Source organism: Mesorhizobium sp. M1A.F.Ca.ET.072.01.1.1 (genome assembly GCF_004023325.1).
Taxonomy (GTDB): domain Bacteria; phylum Pseudomonadota; class Alphaproteobacteria; order Rhizobiales; family Rhizobiaceae; genus Mesorhizobium.
Map to the genome: position 1 here is coordinate 1 of NZ_RZSF01000537.1, position 2,894 is coordinate 2,894.

Here is a 2,894-nt window from a genome sequence, read left to right on the forward strand (position 1 = left end):
GTAAGGATCGTCGGCAGCGTTCTCGCGCCGTTGCGGTCGGCACCGGCGAGGTGATCGTCAAAGGCGGTGGTGCGGCCGTTCAGCCCTTCGGCGATGACCTCGATGCCGTCGCCCAGCGCCGTCTTGAGCACGCTGGGCCAGCGGTCCCCCAGCGCATGGCGCCCGAGGTTGGCAGCGTCGTAGCCCCAGGTCAGCGAGTCGCCGTAACAGAGAATAGTCTTCATGCGCTTGCCCCACCCCTGCCGAACCCCGCCGCCGAGCGCTTGAGCCGCCAGCGCACGAACAGCCATTGCACGATGATCGCCGCTACGCCCGGCAGGATCACCCCGGCAACGATCGAAAGGTCATCTGCGGTCGCCCGGCTCTCGGCCGGCACCGAAAACGTCCAGCCCACCAGCGCCAGCAGCCCGAGACAGAAAAGCGCAAGCAGCAGCCACAGCATCCCATCGAGCGCCCGCACCGGCTTGCCTCGGAATTGAACGAGGAAGAAGGCGACCGTGACCACAACGACGATCATCACCGTGGCCGCGAAGACCAGAATGCATTCCTCTGTCGCGCCGGTGATGACCGCCAGCTCTTGAACGACAAGTACGCCGGCCAGACCGGAAAGAATGAAGGCGAAAAGGCTGGTGAAGAAATTCCGCACCGCCTTTTTCCCTTCCTTACACCAGCATGCCCATCGGGTTTTCGATCATGCGCTTGAAGGCGCCGAGCAGCTCCGCACCGAGCGCGCCGTCGACGGCGCGGTGATCGGTCGACAGCGTCACCGACATCATGGTGGCGATCTTGATCTCGCCTTTCTTCACGATGGCGCGCTCCTCGCCGGCGCCGACCGCAAGGATCGTGGCGTGCGGCGGGTTGATAACGGCGGCAAAATCCTTGACGCCGAACATGCCGAGGTTGGACACGGCCGTGGTGCCGCCCTGGTACTCCTCGGGCTTCAGTTTGCGGCCGCGTGCGCGGCTTGCCAGATCCTTCATCTCGTTGGAGATGACGGACAGCGTCTTTTCGTCGGCATGGCGGATGATCGGCGTGATCAGGCCGCCGGGTATCGACACGGCGACGCCGACATCGGCGTGCTTGTGCTTGACCATGGCGTTTTCGGTCCAGGAGGCGTTGGCGTCCGGCACCGCCATCAGCGCCATCGCCATCGCCTTGATCACCATGTCGTTGACCGAGAGCTTGTAGGCCGGGACCTCGCCCTTCTCGGTTTTCCGCATTGGGGCCGCGGCGTTGAGTTGCGTGCGCAGCGCGAGCAGCGCATCGAGCTCGCAGTCGAGCGTCAGATAGAAATGCGGAATGGTGCTCTTGGCCTCGACCAGGCGGCGCGCAATGGTCTTGCGCATATTGTCGTGCGGAACGAGTTCGTAAGAGCCTTCCGCGAACAGCTTCAGCACCTGATCGTCCGACATCGGCTTCGGCGCGGGGGCAGGAGCGCCTGCGGGCGCACCGGCAGGAGCCTTGGCGGCAGGCGCAGCCTTGGCGCCGCCGGAAGCGATCGCCGCCTCGACATCGGCCTTCACCACGCGGCCATGCGGACCGGAGCCACTAAGCCCCTTCACGTCGACACCGGCATCCTTGGCGATGCGGCGGGCGAGCGGCGAGGCGAACACGCGCTCGCCGCCGGCGTGGCCGTTGGCGACCGGTGCAGGCTCGGCCTTCGCCGGCGCGGGTGCCGGCTTCGGCGCTTCCTTGGGCGCCTCGGCCTTCGCAGGGTCCGCTTTCGGAGCCTCCGCCTTGGGCGCCGCCCCGCCATCGCTCTTTGCGGCAGCACCGGCGTCCTCGCCTTCGCCGGCCAGGATGGCGATCACCGCATTGACCTTGACGCCTTCGGTGCCTGCCGGAACGACGAGCTTGGCGACTGTGCCCTCATCGACGGCTTCGACCTCCATCGTCGCCTTGTCGGTCTCGATTTCGGCGATCACGTCGCCGGGCGCAACATGATCGCCTTCCTTGACCAGCCACTTGGCGAGATTGCCCTCTTCCATGGTGGGCGAGAGAGCCGGCATGGTGATGTTGATTGGCATGTTGTCCTCCCGACCGGCTCAGCGATAGGTGACGGCTTTGACCGCCTCGACGACCTCGCCGACATTGGGCAGCGCCAGCTTCTCGAGATTCGCCGCGTAAGGCATCGGCACGTCCTTGCCGGCGATGGTGATGACCGGCGCATCGAGGAAGTCGAAGGCGCGCTGCGACACCTGGCTGGCGATGTGATCACCGACCGAGCTCTGCGGGAAGCCTTCCTCCACCACGACCAGCCGGTTGGTCTTCTTGACTGAAGCGATGATGGTATCGAAGTCGAGCGGACGGACGGTTCTCAAATCGATGATTTCGGCATCAATGCCCATGCCGCGCAGTTCGGCCTCGGCCTTGACCGCATAGGTCATGCCGATGCCGAAGGAGACGATGGTGACGTCCTTGCCCTGCTTGTGGATGCGCGCCTTGCCGATCGGCAGCACGAAATCGTCGAGCTTCGGCACGTCGAAGGACTGGCCGTAGAGGATTTCGTTCTCGAGGAAGATGACCGGGTTCGGATCGCGGATCGCGGCTTTGAGCAAGCCCTTGGCGTCGGCTGCCGTGTAGGGCATCACCACCTTCAGCCCGGGGATGTGGCTGTACCAGGCGGCGTAGCACTGCGAGTGCTGGGCGGCGACGCGGGCGGCCGCACCGTTCGGGCCGCGGAAGACGATCGGTGCGCCCATCTGGCCGCCGGACATATAGAGCGTCTTGGCGGCCGAATTGATGATCTGGTCGATCGCCTGCATGGCGAAGTTGAAGGTCATGAACTCGACGATCGGCTTCAGGCCTGCCATGGCTGCGCCGACGCCGACGCCGGCAAAGCCGTGCTCGGTGATCGGGGTGTCGACGACGCGGCGCGGGCCGAATTCCTGCAG

3 protein-coding genes and 1 pseudogene are annotated in these 2,894 nt (G+C 65.4%); all 4 read right to left on the reverse strand.

Features of this window, described 5'->3' with window-relative positions; genetic code table 11:
• A pseudogene (locus tag EOA32_RS35815) lies at positions 1 to 224 on the reverse strand (arylesterase); the annotation flags it as partial.
• Positions 221 to 646, reverse strand: a complete 426-nt coding sequence (locus tag EOA32_RS35820; protein WP_066989679.1) for a hypothetical protein — start codon at positions 644 to 646, stop codon at positions 221 to 223. The gene EOA32_RS35820 and the pseudogene EOA32_RS35815, both read right to left, overlap by 4 nt.
• Positions 647 to 662: 16 nt before the next feature.
• Positions 663 to 2,027, reverse strand: coding sequence for a pyruvate dehydrogenase complex dihydrolipoamide acetyltransferase (locus EOA32_RS35825; RefSeq protein ID WP_066989676.1), 1,365 nt, complete (start codon positions 2,025 to 2,027; stop codon positions 663 to 665).
• Positions 2,028 to 2,045: 18 nt separating this feature from the next.
• Positions 2,046 to 2,894: pyruvate dehydrogenase complex E1 component subunit beta (locus EOA32_RS35830; RefSeq protein ID WP_128374202.1), on the reverse strand; the 849-nt coding region annotated here is incomplete at its 5' end.

Bases quoted from the DNA above. Each gene is read 5' to 3' on its own strand.
- EOA32_RS35825 (WP_066989676.1), bottom strand. From the start codon at position 2,027: ATGCCAATCAACATCACCATGCCGGCTCTCTCGCCCACCATGGAAGAG.